Annotated in this window: 14 protein-coding genes; 8 read left to right on the top strand and 6 right to left on the bottom strand. The window is 61.6% G+C overall.

The window, feature by feature from the left end; genetic code table 11:
• Nucleotide 1: 1 nt before the first annotated feature.
• From ABD653_RS03560 to ABD653_RS03550, 3 genes are read left to right on the top strand one after another with little or no spacing between them, the layout of a single operon-like run.
• The gene (locus ABD653_RS03560; protein ID WP_160779893.1) at nucleotides 2-1192 is read left to right on the top strand and encodes a sterol desaturase family protein; all 1191 of its coding nucleotides are present in this window, start codon (nucleotides 2-4) and stop codon (nucleotides 1190-1192) included.
• Nucleotides 1173-2366 (top strand): serine hydrolase, encoded by a 1194-nt coding sequence (locus tag ABD653_RS03555; RefSeq protein WP_160779892.1) that lies wholly within the window; start codon nucleotides 1173-1175, stop codon nucleotides 2364-2366. The genes ABD653_RS03560 and ABD653_RS03555 overlap by 20 nt, the downstream gene beginning before the upstream one ends.
• A complete protein-coding gene (locus ABD653_RS03550; RefSeq protein WP_160779891.1) occupies nucleotides 2366-2854 on the top strand; it encodes a CinA family protein in 489 nt (162 codons plus the stop codon). The genes ABD653_RS03555 and ABD653_RS03550 overlap by 1 nt, the downstream gene beginning before the upstream one ends.
• A 3-nt stretch (nucleotides 2855-2857) precedes the next feature.
• On the opposite strand, the gene ABD653_RS03545 is transcribed toward ABD653_RS03550, so the two are convergent.
• The 4 genes from ABD653_RS03545 to ABD653_RS03530 form a co-directional block, all read right to left on the bottom strand.
• Nucleotides 2858-3529, bottom strand: a complete 672-nt coding sequence (locus ABD653_RS03545; RefSeq protein ID WP_160779890.1) for an SDR family oxidoreductase — start codon at nucleotides 3527-3529, stop codon at nucleotides 2858-2860.
• Between the two features lie 205 nt (nucleotides 3530-3734).
• Nucleotides 3735-4640, bottom strand: coding sequence for a 50S ribosomal protein L11 methyltransferase (locus ABD653_RS03540; protein WP_160779889.1), 906 nt, complete (start codon nucleotides 4638-4640; stop codon nucleotides 3735-3737).
• On the bottom strand, nucleotides 4637-5545 hold the full coding sequence (locus tag ABD653_RS03535; protein ID WP_160779888.1) for an MBL fold metallo-hydrolase: 909 nt from the start codon (nucleotides 5543-5545) through the stop codon (nucleotides 4637-4639). The genes ABD653_RS03540 and ABD653_RS03535 overlap by 4 nt, the downstream gene beginning before the upstream one ends.
• Nucleotides 5535-6245 carry an SDR family NAD(P)-dependent oxidoreductase gene (locus tag ABD653_RS03530; RefSeq protein ID WP_160779887.1) on the bottom strand — a complete coding sequence of 237 codons (711 nt, stop codon included), beginning with the start codon at nucleotides 6243-6245 and terminating at the stop codon, nucleotides 5535-5537. Before ABD653_RS03530 ends, ABD653_RS03535 begins: the two co-directional genes overlap by 11 nt.
• Nucleotides 6246-6420: 175 nt before the next feature.
• Between ABD653_RS03530 and sdhC the strand changes: the two genes are divergently transcribed.
• The 5 genes from sdhC (at nucleotide 6421) to ABD653_RS03505 (ending at nucleotide 10734) form a co-directional block, all read left to right on the top strand.
• Nucleotides 6421-6801: a succinate dehydrogenase, cytochrome b556 subunit gene (gene sdhC, locus ABD653_RS03525; RefSeq protein WP_160779886.1), complete on the top strand. Its 381-nt coding sequence runs from the start codon at nucleotides 6421-6423 to the stop codon at nucleotides 6799-6801.
• 11 nt (nucleotides 6802-6812) lie between these two features.
• A complete protein-coding gene (gene sdhD / locus ABD653_RS03520) occupies nucleotides 6813-7211 on the top strand; it encodes a succinate dehydrogenase, hydrophobic membrane anchor protein (protein ID WP_160779885.1) in 399 nt (132 codons plus the stop codon).
• Nucleotides 7211-9058 carry a succinate dehydrogenase flavoprotein subunit gene (sdhA, locus tag ABD653_RS03515; protein ID WP_160779884.1) on the top strand — a complete coding sequence of 616 codons (1848 nt, stop codon included), beginning with the start codon at nucleotides 7211-7213 and terminating at the stop codon, nucleotides 9056-9058. The genes sdhD and sdhA overlap by 1 nt, the downstream gene beginning before the upstream one ends.
• A gap of 19 nt (nucleotides 9059-9077) precedes the next feature.
• The gene (locus tag ABD653_RS03510) at nucleotides 9078-9614 is read left to right on the top strand and encodes a hypothetical protein (RefSeq protein WP_160779883.1); all 537 of its coding nucleotides are present in this window, start codon (nucleotides 9078-9080) and stop codon (nucleotides 9612-9614) included.
• A gap of 181 nt (nucleotides 9615-9795) precedes the next feature.
• A complete protein-coding gene (locus ABD653_RS03505; RefSeq protein WP_160779882.1) occupies nucleotides 9796-10734 on the top strand; it encodes a C13 family peptidase in 939 nt (312 codons plus the stop codon).
• Between the two features lie 3 nt (nucleotides 10735-10737).
• On the opposite strand, the gene ABD653_RS03500 is transcribed toward ABD653_RS03505, so the two are convergent.
• Nucleotides 10738-11388: a peptidylprolyl isomerase gene (locus ABD653_RS03500; protein ID WP_160779881.1), complete on the bottom strand. Its 651-nt coding sequence runs from the start codon at nucleotides 11386-11388 to the stop codon at nucleotides 10738-10740.
• Nucleotides 11385-12188 carry a tetratricopeptide repeat protein gene (locus ABD653_RS03495; RefSeq protein WP_160779880.1) on the bottom strand — a complete coding sequence of 268 codons (804 nt, stop codon included), beginning with the start codon at nucleotides 12186-12188 and terminating at the stop codon, nucleotides 11385-11387. Before ABD653_RS03495 ends, ABD653_RS03500 begins: the two co-directional genes overlap by 4 nt.
• Nucleotides 12189-12338 lie beyond the last annotated feature (150 nt).

Genomic DNA, 12338 nt, shown 5'->3' with positions numbered 1-12338 from the left:
GATGAAGATCGAAGAGAAGATTGACCGGCATGCAGATGGCTTTTTTCGCAAGCTGATGCGCGACCTGGAATCGCCCACAAAGGTGCGGCGGTTTGGCAGTGGCTGGCTCTCCGGCTTCTTTGCCCTGCTGCTCGCTGTCGCCGGTTTCGGCCTGGTAATCGCGCTGCGTTTCCCTGACTGGTTTGCCACCCCGGAGCTTGAGATCGTCAAAGAATGGGGCGGCTTCCGCGTGCTGCTCCATGGTGTGTTGCTGGCCAGCTATGCGCTCGCCCTGCTCAGTCTGCTGCTGAGGCCGCGCAAGGTGTTGGGGATGACAGCGCTGGCGATCGGACTCTCGGCGGCCTTGCTCGGCGGGTCGAGTGTCCAGCCGGAGGGCGGCAACAGTTGGGGGATATTCTTCGGCCTCGATTTCTTCGTCGTGAACCTGCTTGCGACCGGCTTCATGTTCGCGCCGCTGGAACGGCTGGCGCCGCACCGGAGGGAACAGCGGCTGTTCCGCCAGGAATGGCGCGAGGACCTGTTCTATTTCCTGGTCAGCACGATGTTCGTTCAGGTGCTGGCCTTCATCACGCTGGCGCCATCGGAGATCATCAATTCCAGTACCAGCAATTGGGATGCCTTCCGCGCCACAGTCGCCAGCCTGCCGTGGCTGGTGCAGTTTATCATCGTGCTCGTCGTCTCCGACATGGCGCAATATTGGTATCATCGGCTGTTCCACCAGGTGCCGTTCCTGTGGGGTTTCCACGCGATCCACCACAGCGCCAAGAGCATGGACTGGCTGGCCGGATCGCGGATGCATTTCGTGGAGGTGATCCTGTTGCGCACTATCACTTCGCTGCCGCTGTTCACGCTCGGGTTCGAGGCATCGGTGATGCAGGCCTATATCGGGTTTATCTATGTCTGGTCGTCGCTGCTGCACGCCAATGTCGGCGGAGATTTCAACCGGCTTGGCCACTGGATCGCTACCCCGCGTTTCCACCACTGGCATCACGGGCTGGAGGAAGAGGCTTTCGACGTGAATTTCGCGATCCATTTCCCGTGGATCGACAAGCTGTTCGGCACCTTCCATTTGCCTGAAGATCGCTGGCCTGAAAACTACGGCATCCCCGAAGACGTGCCGCGCGGATATGCCGGGCAGTTCCTTTATCCGTGGACGCGCAAGGGCAAGGTGGATGCGCCGCCTGCCGAATAGGCTCGCCTCTATCGCGCGGCGCAAGTGCCGCTGGACCTTGCCGCTGATCGCTGTCGCGGCGGCAGGTTGCAGTGATGCCAGCGTTGAAGGCGATCCCGAGACGTCTGCAGCTGCCGCTTATCAGCAGCGGATCGAGGAGGTCCCCCGGCGGCCAGTCGCGCCCGACCTCTCTGCGGAAGAGCGCGCGTTGGACGACGCCGTGTTCACCACTGCCAACGTGTTCGAAGGATATGTCGGCATTGCCATTCGCGATATCGAGCGCGGGCGGGTGATTCACTTCAATGGTGAAAGGATGTTCCCGCAACAGAGCCTCAGCAAGCTGTGGGTCGCGCTCGCCGCGCTGGAAAAGGTCGACGAAGGCGAGCTCGATCTGGCGGAGAAGGTCAGCATCCGGCGCAGCGATCTGACTGTGTTCCACCAGCCGGTGCGCAAAATCGTGCTGGCGCGCGGCGCGTTCCATACCGACTATGGCGACTTATTGCGACGCGCGATCACCGAAAGCGACAATACTGCCAACGATATGCTGCTACGGCGGGTTGGCGGGCCACCCGGGGTACGCAATGCCATCGCCGCTGGCGATCTGGGTGCGATAAAATTCGGACCGGGCGAACGCGCGATGCAAAGCGCACTGGCCGGTTTGGAATGGGATCCGTCCTATTCTATCGGCAAACGCTTCTTCGAAGTCCGCAAGACAGTTCCGGCAGCCCAGCGCGAGATTGCCTTCAACGGCTATGTCAATGATCCGGTCGACGGCGCGAGCCCCAATGCCATCGCAGCGGCGCTCGCGCGTCTGGCGCAAGGCGACCTGCTGGAACCGCCAACCACCGATCTGTTCCTGCGCCTGCTCGATGCTGTCAAAAGCGGCCCCAATCGCCTGAAAGGCGGCGTGCCCGAAGGCTGGTCGATCGGTCACAAGACCGGCACCGGTCAGGTCCTCGACACCGTTCCGCCGGGCGTGATTGGGGAGCAGGCAGGCTATAATGATGTGGGCATTCTGACAGCTCCCGATGGCCACCGCTATGCCGTCGTGGTGATGATCGGTCGCACGGCGACGCCTGTGCCGGAACGGATGGAACTGATGCACCGGATTGTCGCCGCGACAGTGGCCTATCACTATCAAGCCAAGGGCGAGGCGGTGCCGCCTGCCATGCTCCCGCCAATCGAGGAAAGCTGATGCTGCGCGACCTTCACCCCCAAGCCCTCCGTATCGCAGGCTTGCTAAGAGAGCGGGACGAGAAAATCGCGGTCGCAGATGGGGCGACCGGCGGCATGATCGCAGCCTCCTTGCTGACCGTTCCCGGCGCGCTCGATTTCTTTGTCGGAGGCGCGGTGGTCTATTCGCTACGGGCCAGGGACGTCCTGTTTGCCCAGCCGCGCGAGGCCTATCGCGGGATGCGCGGGGCGAGTGAGGAGTATGCGCTGCTGCAGGCGCGCTCCATCCGGGACAACTTTCAGGCGGATTGGGGGCTGGCGGAAAGTGGCTCCGTTGGCGGCAGCAGCCATCCCAGCGGTACACCTGCGGGCACCAGTTGCGCCGCAGTGGTCAGCCCGGATGGCGCGTGGACCCACATCACCCAAACTGAAAGCGACGCGCGGATAGCCAATATGGAAGCCTTCACCCGCGCTGCCTTGGACTTTCTGGAACAGCGCCTCGCCCAATAGCGATCAGTCGTTGGGCATCAGGTGAATTTCACGTACAGATGACGTGTCGGGCTGCTCCAAAGTGAATACCACCGCATCGGCGATATCCTCGGGCTGAAGTTTGCTTGGCTTGGGTTCATCGAAAAACGCGGTGTTGACCATGCCCGGCGATATCACGCAGCAGCGCCCGCCAAATTCGCGCATTTCTTCCGCCAGATTGCCAGCAAAGCCGTGCACAAACCATTTTGTCGCGCTGTAGACCGAGCCTTTGAAATGTTCGCGGCCGGCCTTGGATCCGGTGACGATGAATTGCCCCTTGGTCTTGCGCAATTCGGGCAGAGTGGCGTGCGCGGTGTAAAGCACGGCCAGGATGTTGATGTGAATTAGATCGTGCCATTCATCCGGGTCGCCCTGCTCGATCCCGGGGCTGTTCACACCGGTTCCGGCGTTTGCATAAACTGCGTCGAGCTTGCCGAAACGCGCCGTGGTCTGTTCCACTGCCTCGACCAGCGCCTGGCGATCGGTCACATCACAGGGGATGGCCAGGGCAGCGTCACCAATCTCTTCGGCCAAGGTGTCGAGCGACTCGGCGGATCGGGCGAGCAGGGCGACATTCCAGCCTGCCTTTGCAGCGGCTTTGGCCGTTGCCGCACCGATACCCGAAGATGCGCCAGTAATTAGGAGGGTTTTTGCCATGATCTGGGTCTCGCTTGATAGAATTGTGACTACCCCTGACCAAACCTTGGCGACGGTCTAAGTTCCGGTCTGGCAGTGCGTGCAGGGATGGCGCGACAATTTGATCCGCTGGCTGCCGGGTCTGGCACGTACGTTTTCGTGGCGGAAGGACGTCGTCCAGCCAAGACGATCCGATGCCCGGACTCTTGCAGTTGGCTGGTTCTGGCTAAGGTCGCTTGCGCAGCCACAGGATCGACCAATCGCCATTGATGATCCGGTGTGAAAGCCGGAAGCCCGCCATACGGTAGGCTCTCCTGACATCACGTTCCTGCGTTTCGAGCAGCCCGGCCAGCAACAAGTTGCCGCCGCTAGGGACTTGCGCTGCAAAATCCGACGCGAGCGCGATCAGAGGTCCGGCGAGAATATTGGCAATCAGCAAATCATAGGGGCCGCGAGCATGGATGAGCGGATGGTCGGTCCCCGCAGCAACGACCATGGTCAGGGACCCACGACCGCTGCCCAGCCTGATGCCATTCTGGCGGCAGTTTTCTTCCACCACGGGGACACAGACTGCGTCGATATCGCTCGCTGTGGCGACCGCACGCGGCCACAGAGCGAGTGCGCCAAAGGCCAGCAATCCGGTGCCGGTGCCGATATCCGCGATATTGCGGGCAACCACACCCTGCTGTTTCATCCGGTCAAGCATGGCGAGGCAGGCGGCTGTCGTCTCGTGCTGGCCGGTGCCAAAGGCCTGGCTGGCCGGTATCGCAAAGTTGACCACCCCGGGCGCAGGGTCGGCATCATGTTCCGGCGTGTGGACATGGAAACGGCCAGCGCGGATCGGATCGACACCCAGCTGGCTGAGCGTCACCCAATCCTGATCTGGCAGTTTCTCCACCTGAAATTCGGGCGGTGTGCCCTCGAACAGGTTCTTCAACGCATTCTGTTGTGCCTTGCCCGGCTTGCGGGGAAACCAAGCCTCCAGCACCCAGTCGTCGGGCGTATCCTCGGCCACTTCGCTACCCGAGATGACAAGGTCATAGTCCCAATCCTCGATCGCGTCCTGTGCCAACAGCGCGGCCTGGACCGCGGGCTTGGGCGCGAAGGCCGTGATTTTCCACGACGTGCTCACTCCGCTTCCTCGGCCAGCCTTTTGTCGAGGCGTTGTTCAATACTGTCGGCATATTCGGTGCAGGTCATCCCGCCTACCAGACTGCCGGAAGCCGCGCGCTCGAGCATTTTGCTCGCGCTCGGGTGCGGTGTCAGCAGGATATCACAATCCGCTGCGCGCAATCGCTCCAACCCGGCGCGATATTGTGCAACATAGTCAGGGTTTGCCGAGAATTTGTACGCGTCGCCGCTGACCGGCGAAAGGCTATCCGCATAGACAATGGTAACGCGGCGGCTGCCGATCTGTGTTTCCCACTGCCACGCCAAGGCCCCGGGTGTGTGACCGGGAACGGCAATGGCCATGAATGATTTGCCATCGAGATCGAGGGTCTCGCCGTCTCCCACTGTCTGCCAGACGCGCGCCGGTTCCATCGGGTCGTGCATGCCGGATTGCGGATCGTCCGTGGCAAGCTTACCGCTCTCGATGACCGGTTTGGCCGGTTCGCTTGTGACAATCCGCGCGCCCGTTGCATTCTGCATAGCGGCAAGCCCGCCGACATGGTCGTAATGCTCATGGCTGGTGAGGATATACTTCACATCGGCAGGCTTGATGCCCGCACGGCCAAGATTGGTGATCAACTGATCATGGAACTGCGCTTCGCCTGTATCGAGCAGAACCACCCCGTCATCGGTGTGGACAGCCAGCATAGTGATCCCGCAGCTGCCGACATAGCGGGTTCCGCCGTAAACATCGTCGTCCACGGCGAAGATCGGGCCTGGTTTTGACCAAGTGTCCCATGGTTCGCAGGAGGCCGCGAATTCCTCCATCGTATCGAGATCGAGCGGAACCGCGGTTCCTCCGCTTGCGGTATGGCATCCGGCCAAGGCGACGAAGGCGAGTGCGACAAATGCTCTCCTAGCGAACATAGCTTGCTCCATTTGCGTCGAGAGTTGCACCGGTCAGGCTGGGTGGGGCGTCGAGCGCGCACCAGGAAGCGATCGTGGCGATTTCTTCCGGCTCGGCCACGCGGCCAAGGGGGATATCGGCCAACAGGCCCGGCCCACCGCGGCTATCAAGATAATCGCCCGCCATGGCGGTATCGGTAAAGCCGGGGGTGATGGCGTAGCTGAGGATGCCCTCGCTGGCATAGGCGCGGGCAATGGTCTTGTGCATGGCCAGCATGCCTCCCTTTGCGGCGGCGTAATGCCAGTGCGCGGGGGAATCGCCGCGATGCCCTGCGCGGCTGGCTATGTGGACGATCCGGCCTTCAACCCCACGTTCGAGCCAATGCTGCACCGCGAACCGGCTCAGCTGGGCAGAAGCCGTCAGGTTGATCCGCAAGGTATCTTCCCACGCATCCAGCCACCGGATGTCGGCGGAATTTAGCGGGTTGGGATCGAACAGCCCGGCATTGTTGATCAGCACGTCGATCGTGCCGCCCGCTTGGACAAGCGCGTCCTGCCACAGCATCTGGGGGGCGACGGGCTCGGTAAAATCGGCGGCAATTTCACCTTCATTTGCCCCTTTGGTGGAGTGGCCGATCACTTTGGCACCACGCTCGGCCAGCGCGTCGCGGGTTGCCGCACCTATGCCGCGGCTCGATCCGGTCAGAAGGATAGTCGTCATGCTTCCGGCAAATCACAGAAATCGGCCGTGCTGTCGAGCGTTGACGGACAACCCGGTTCTGGGGCAGGTCGCCGGGGGCAAAACAGGGATACAACCAAAAGCCCATCCTTGCGTGCGCGCGCACTTTCGCTAAGTGGGTGCGCAATTCACCGGTATTTTTCGGGACAGACGTTTTATGGCCAACCGCCCACTTTCACCGCATCTGCAAATCTGGAAATGGGGCCCGCATATGCTGGTCTCCATCCTGCACCGTATCACGGGCGACGGGATGGCACTTGTCGGCCTCGGGGTATTCCTGTGGTGGCTGGGCGCATTGGCCAGTGGGCCGGAGGCGTACGAGACCTTCTCTTTCCTGGCCACGACCCCGCTCGGCTATTTCGTGCTGATCGGCCTGAGCTGGGCCTTCTTCACCCATATGATGAGCGGGCTGCGTCACTTCGTACTGGATATCGGTGCCGGGTATGAACTGGATACCAACCGGTTCTGGTCGATCGCTTCGCCGATTATCGCCATTCTTCTGACTGCGGGCTTCTGGGCCCTCATCCTGCTGCGCTGAGGTACTGAACCATGGGTAACGGAACTTCCATCGGCCGTGTTCGCGGCCTCGGCTCTGCCAAAGAGGGCGCGCATCACTGGGTCGTCCACCGCCTCACCGCGATTGGCAATCTGGTGTTGGCGCTGTGGCTTTTGACCAGCTTCATCCTGCTGCCGGATCTTGGCTATGAGACCGTCAGCAGCTGGCTCGCCCAGCCGATCCCGGCGGCGGCCATGGTTCTGCTGATTGTCAGCATCTTCTGGCACGCCCGGCTCGGCCTGACCGTGCTGATCGAGGATTACGTCCACGAAGCCGGCCTGAAATTTGCCACGCTTGCTGCTCTTAATCTGGCCGTGATCGCAGGCGGTGTCTTCGGCATCTTCTGCGTCGCCCGCCTTGCTCTTGCCCCTGTTACCGGAGGTGCCGCCTGATGGCGTCCGATACCAACACCGTTCCTGCTTACCAGATAATCGATCACACTTTTGACGTTGTCGTCGTGGGTGCCGGCGGTTCGGGCCTGCGCGCTACGATGGGCGCGGCCGAGGCAGGGCTCAAGACAGCCAATATCTCCAAGGTTTTCCCGACCCGAAGCCACACAGTGGCGGCACAAGGCGGCATCGCCGCTTCGCTCGGCAACAACACGCCCGATCACTGGTCATGGCATATGTATGACACGGTGAAGGGTGCCGACTGGCTGGGTGACCAGGACGCGATCGAGTATCTCGCGCGCGAAGCCCCCGCCGCAGTGTACGAGCTGGAACATGCTGGCGTGCCTTTCAGCCGCAATGAAGACGGCACGATTTACCAGCGCCCGTTTGGCGGTCACATGCAGAACATGGGTGATGGTCCGCCCGTGCAGCGCACCTGCGCCGCGGCCGACCGCACCGGCCACGCCATGCTGCACGCGCTCTATCAGCAGAGCCTGAAATATGACGCCGACTTCTTCATCGAGTATTTCGCGCTCGACCTGATCATGGAAGACACGCCCGACGGCCCCAAATGCCGCGGCGTGATCGCGATGTGCCTGGATGACGGCACCATCCACCGCTTCAAGGCGCATGCCGTGGTTCTGGCGACCGGCGGCTATGGCCGGTGCTACTACACCGCGACCAGCGCCCACACCTGCACCGGCGATGGCGGCGGCATGGTGCTGCGCGCTGGCCTGCCTTTGCAGGACATGGAATTCGTCCAGTTCCACCCGACCGGCATTTATGGCGCCGGCGTCCTCATCACAGAGGGTGCTCGCGGCGAGGGCGGCTATCTCACCAACTCCGAAGGCGAGCGTTTCATGGAACGCTATGCGCCGAGTGCGAAGGATCTCGCCAGTCGCGATGTTGTCTCCCGCTCGATGGCGCTGGAAATGCGCGAAGGGCGCGGACAGGGCGCGGATGGCGATCACATCCACCTGCACCTCGACCACATCGATCCCAAGGTTCTGGCTGAACGGCTGCCCGGCATCACCGAAAGCGGCAAGATTTTCGCCGGCGTCGACCTGACCCGCCAGCCGCTGCCAGTCACCCCGACGGTGCATTACAACATGGGCGGGATTCCGTGCAATTATCACGGGCAGGTCACCTCCGGAAAGAAGGATGATCCTGATCACGTCGTGCCCGGCCTCTACGCTGTCGGCGAAGCTGCCTGCGTATCAGTGCACGGTGCCAACCGGCTTGGCTCCAACTCGCTGATCGATCTGGTGGTGTTTGGCCGTGCGACCGGTCTGCACCTGAAAGAAAACCTCAAGCCGAATGCCGCGCATGATGCGCTACCGGCTGACAGTGCTGAACTGGCCCTGTCGCGGGTCGACCATTTCCGCCATGCGTCGGGTGGTACGCCGACCGCCAAAATCCGCGAGAACATGCAAAAGGGCATGCAGAAACACGCCGCAGTGTTCCGCGACAGCAAGCTGCTGGCCGAAGGCAAGGATCTGCTGGCAGAAGTCAACACAAGCATGGCCGATATTGCCGTGTCAGACCGCTCGCTGATCTGGAACAGCGACCTGATCGAAACGCTCGAGCTCGACAACCTGATGGCGCAGGCCAATGTCACCATCGCCAGCGCGGAAAACCGCAAGGAAAGCCGCGGCGCGCACGCGCATGAGGACTTCCCCGATCGTGACGACAAGGAATGGATGAAGCACACCATCACCTGGTTTGACGGCTGGGGCGGCGGCGCCAAGGGCAGCGGCAAAGGCGATATGAAAATCGACTACCGCCCGGTCCACGAATACACGCTGACCGACGATGCGGAGTACATCAAGCCGAAGAAGCGGGTGTACTAGGCAAAACTGCCGGCAAGCTATGAGCAATCGCAAGTCGGCAATCGTTGATCGGCTGAGTGGCTATTGGAAAATGGAGCTCGGTAACGTCCTCCTGCTTCCGGCAGCGATGATCGCCTTGTCCTATATACAGGGCTACTCGCTCGGCTGGCTCAGCTTCATCTCGATTGTGCCCATGGCAGGCTTGCTGGTGATCGGCGGTCTGTATTGGCGGGCCAAGCTGCTGAGTGTCCAAGGGCTGCATACGCCGCTGTTTCGCACCATGGCACTCGCGGCCAAGCTCCAGTGGCCTCTCGCCGTAAGCAGTTTCAGCGTGGCGGCGCTCTGCCTCATTAGCTGGCTGTATCCTTCGATGTCAGCCTCATTCGGTGATCGCTGCACTGCGAGCATTGCGGCGGCGCTCGCAGTGTTGGAATACATCAACTACTACCATCGTCAGCTGCAGCATTTCGATCATGCCGCCGATTGGAAACGGCTGCTGCAAGGCGAGGGCTTTCGTCCCGCGCAGATGGCGGTCGATCTAACGCGGTACAGGAATGGGGTCTTGCGCTCAGTCTAAAGGGTTCCGAACCGTCGAAATTGGTGATGGGGTCCATATTAGAAGGGCAATTTTGCCACTCAGGTAAGCCCTCTTGACGCCACGAGCATTCAAGGGGCAGTCTGCCACTTGAATGTCTTGGACCAGACTCGTCGCGATAACGCCTCTCTGCCTCGCTATGATTGTGGGCGGTTTTGCGACAATGTCAGTAGCCCAGGCTCAGCCCGAGCCTGTGCCCGACCAACCCCCTGAACACACGCAGCCATGGCCCGGATTGGGCAGTGGCGCAGCGCGTGATGCGGTGCAGAGGAGCCTGGCCTTGGGGCCGGAATTGCGGCGCAATCTGTCGGTGCAGGATATTTTGCAGGAGCGGCGTCGGCTTGATGCGGCGTTGGCAGAGCTTCAGCCGCATCGGCCCGGCACGGTCGATGCCTATGTCCTGACGGTGGCGCTCGATAGTGATCCGGTCTTTTCGCGCGAAACGCGCGAGGCAGGGCGGGTTCTTGGCCGGCGTTATGGTGCCGACGGACGCACGCTGGTGCTGGCGGGGCCGGATGGGCGCGGCGGAGACAATCTGCCGCAAGGTTCGATCACTGCGCTGACACTGGGGTTGGCCCGGATCGCAGAGCTGATGGATCCGGAGGAGGACGTGCTGGTCCTTTATTCAACCAGCCATGGCCTGCCGATGGGCGTGGCTTATCACTATGGCGATACCGGCTATGGCATCCTCTCGCCCAAACGGTTGTTTAAGATACTCGAAGAATTGGAGATCAAGCGGCGCATCCTGATGATAAGTGCCTGCTATTCCGGCGTGTTCGTGGAGCCTTTGAAGAGTGCGGACACCGCGATCCTGACGGCGGCACATGCCGAGCGCCCGTCATTCGGGTGCCGGGCGGAGAATGACTGGACCTATTTCGGAGACGCCTTGATCAACCGGGCTCTGCGCAAGCCGGTCAACCTGTCCGATGCCTCGCGCGAGGCACAGCTGGAAATTGCCAAGTGGGAAAAAAGCAGCCGCCTGCGGCCATCGCTTCCGCAAGTAGTGATTGGCGAGAATGTTGCCGAGTGGCTCACCAGCTTGGAAGCCGCGATGCCTGCGACAGCGACCGAGCCGGTCGGGCAGCCTTCTTTCAAGGAATAGTTCTTACTCTGGCCCAGCGCGCCGCGCTGTCACGATGGTGACCGGGTCGGCCAGCATCTGGCCTTTCATCCAGCCTTCGCCCTTGTCGGGATCGGTCGGTGCGGCGTGGATCGCCTTCACGACATCCATCCCCGCCGTGACATAGCCGAATGCCGCATAGCCGTTTTGCCAGATCGGATCGGTCGCCTCGGGGTTCGCGTCCATTCCGGTCTGGTCGCCGACCATGATCGACCAATCGCCATTGGCGGTGCCTGGTTCGCCCATCGCCATGGACAGAGCGCCATTGGTATGGGTCAGGCCCGTCTGCGTGGTGGGCTCGTGCGGGATGGGATCGAGGATACGGTCCGGGTCCCATTGTGTACCGGCCTGGACCAGCCCGTTGGGTTCATCGCCCCGGCCCAGTGTCATAGCCCGATAGAAGACGATGCCATCAAAGCGCTTCTGATCGACATAGCGCAGAAAATTGGCCGCCGTTATCGGTGCGCGCTCGGTTTCCAGCGCAATCGTGATGTCCCCCAACGTCGTCTCCAGCACGATATCAACGGTTTCGAACTCCGGTTGCGGTGGCGGGTTCGGCGCGCTGTCTTGTGCGGCCAGTGCTGGCGTGGACAACATCGCGACAAGGGCGAGAGCATGTTTCCAGAGCGTCTTCATTCCGAAGCCTCGGCAAAATCGGTCCAGGCTTGCGGGGCGGGCTGGCCCGACTGTTCAATCGCTGCGATGGCCTGCCGCATGCGATCACTGGCTCCGGAGCGGCCTTCGCGCCGCAGCAGGATGGCAAGATTGGCGAGACTCTGCGCATCGGCGGGGTCGGCTGCGACCACATCTTCCAACCGGTCAATCGCCAGCACGGTATCATCCTGTTTGAGCGCCATGGCCACCAGGGTCCGGCGTGCAGAACGCGCTTGGTTGGCAGGCAGCGTGTCACTTTCCACCAGCCGGATCAGCGCCTCTTCGCGCATCCCATCATTGCCGGTTTCTTCGCCCAGCGCATACAGCTTCTGGCCCCCTGCCAGTCGCTCGGTTGCGGCAAATTCGTCGGACGATACGAGGTAGCGATAGGCGTCAGCACCAAGGCCGATATTGCCTGCAGCGACATCCTCCTGCGCATTAGCCAGCAAACAGGTGGCGCGCTCCCCGATGGCTTCATTGTCGCTGACGCATTGGATGATACGCTTCTTGAACACCGGATTGCGACCGCTGAGCGGGCGCATGCCTGATCCCGGCGAAAGGCCGGCAATGCCGGTGGCGCTGCGGATGTTCTCGTTGGTGAAGCGGGGCTTCTTGCGAATGCGGGAATCGGACTGGACACCAACCCGTTCTTCCTCGCGCTGGCCGGTCACCACGATCGGCCGCTCCCGTGCTGCTTCCTCTGCGGTGGGTGGCTTGGGATCGCCGTTCTGGCCCGCCAACGGGGCGAGCACCAGAAACGGGGCGAGGGCAAGGATTGGCATTTCGGGGGCTCCTCTCGTGTCTTGCGTACAGGCTAACCTGCTTTGCCAAATGCCGCAAATCGCCCGATAATCTTGCCAGGAATGTCGTTCGTCGATGGGCGATGCATGTTCATCCAGCCTTCATGTTTACAGACGTAATCGTTATGCCTA

Origin of the sequence: Parerythrobacter jejuensis (genome assembly GCF_039536765.1) — a bacterium.
Lineage (GTDB): Bacteria > Pseudomonadota > Alphaproteobacteria > Sphingomonadales > Sphingomonadaceae > Parerythrobacter > Parerythrobacter jejuensis.
The sequence above is the reverse complement of the archived record's forward strand: the minus strand, read 5'-3'. Positions and strand labels throughout refer to the sequence as shown.

Excerpts from the sequence above, each read along its gene's own strand:
- ABD653_RS03560 (WP_160779893.1), top strand. The coding sequence starts at position 2 with ATGAAGATCGAAGAGAAGATTGACCGGCATGCAGATGGCTTTTTTCGC.
- ABD653_RS03555 (WP_160779892.1), top strand. The coding sequence starts at position 1,173 with ATGCGCCGCCTGCCGAATAGGCTCGCCTCTATCGCGCGGCGCAAGTGC.
- ABD653_RS03550 (WP_160779891.1), top strand. The coding sequence starts at position 2,366 with ATGCTGCGCGACCTTCACCCCCAAGCCCTCCGTATCGCAGGCTTGCTA.
- ABD653_RS03545 (WP_160779890.1), bottom strand. The coding sequence starts at position 3,529 with ATGGCAAAAACCCTCCTAATTACTGGCGCATCTTCGGGTATCGGTGCG.
- ABD653_RS03535 (WP_160779888.1), bottom strand. The coding sequence starts at position 5,545 with ATGTTCGCTAGGAGAGCATTTGTCGCACTCGCCTTCGTCGCCTTGGCC.
- ABD653_RS03530 (WP_160779887.1), bottom strand. The coding sequence starts at position 6,245 with ATGACGACTATCCTTCTGACCGGATCGAGCCGCGGCATAGGTGCGGCA.
- sdhC (WP_160779886.1), top strand. The coding sequence starts at position 6,421 with ATGGCCAACCGCCCACTTTCACCGCATCTGCAAATCTGGAAATGGGGC.
- sdhD (WP_160779885.1), top strand. The coding sequence starts at position 6,813 with ATGGGTAACGGAACTTCCATCGGCCGTGTTCGCGGCCTCGGCTCTGCC.
- sdhA (WP_160779884.1), top strand. The coding sequence starts at position 7,211 with ATGGCGTCCGATACCAACACCGTTCCTGCTTACCAGATAATCGATCAC.
- ABD653_RS03510 (WP_160779883.1), top strand. The coding sequence starts at position 9,078 with ATGAGCAATCGCAAGTCGGCAATCGTTGATCGGCTGAGTGGCTATTGG.
- ABD653_RS03505 (WP_160779882.1), top strand. The coding sequence starts at position 9,796 with ATGTCAGTAGCCCAGGCTCAGCCCGAGCCTGTGCCCGACCAACCCCCT.
- ABD653_RS03500 (WP_160779881.1), bottom strand. The coding sequence starts at position 11,388 with ATGAAGACGCTCTGGAAACATGCTCTCGCCCTTGTCGCGATGTTGTCC.
- ABD653_RS03495 (WP_160779880.1), bottom strand. The coding sequence starts at position 12,188 with ATGCCAATCCTTGCCCTCGCCCCGTTTCTGGTGCTCGCCCCGTTGGCG.